The organism is Bacillus sp. L_1B0_5, assembly GCF_000836715.1.
In the GTDB taxonomy this organism is placed as follows: domain Bacteria; phylum Bacillota; class Bacilli; order Bacillales; family Bacillaceae_G; genus Bacillus_A; species Bacillus_A thuringiensis_S.
This window is the reverse complement of the sequence record NZ_JXIS01000208.1, coordinates 1-295: the sequence shown is the minus strand read 5'-3', so window position 1 is coordinate 295 and position 295 is coordinate 1. Positions and strand designations below refer to the sequence as shown.

The window sequence follows — 295 nt, the reverse complement described above, 5'->3', positions numbered from 1 at the left end:
ATCAATTTTACCCATTTCAGTTGTTGCACCAGCTACGTCTGCTAAAGTTGATAAGGTTCCACTTGTAAGTGCCTTTGTATCGATAGCTTCAATAACAAGTGTATCGTTTGCCGCATCAGAAAGTTGAATCGTAATATCTTTACCTGGATTAGTAGGATCAGCTTTGTCTAGGAATGCATTGCCGTTAAAGTTAGTTTTTCCAGCGATATGATCAATTTCACCTTTTAATTGTTCATACTCTTTATTTAAAGAAGCAGTATCTTTTGCGTTATTCGTACCACTAGCAGCTTGTGTA

1 pseudogene is annotated in these 295 nt (G+C 36.6%); it reads right to left on the bottom strand.

Annotated elements, in window-relative coordinates:
- Positions 1–295, bottom strand: a pseudogene (locus RT27_RS31865) (flagellin); the annotation flags it as partial.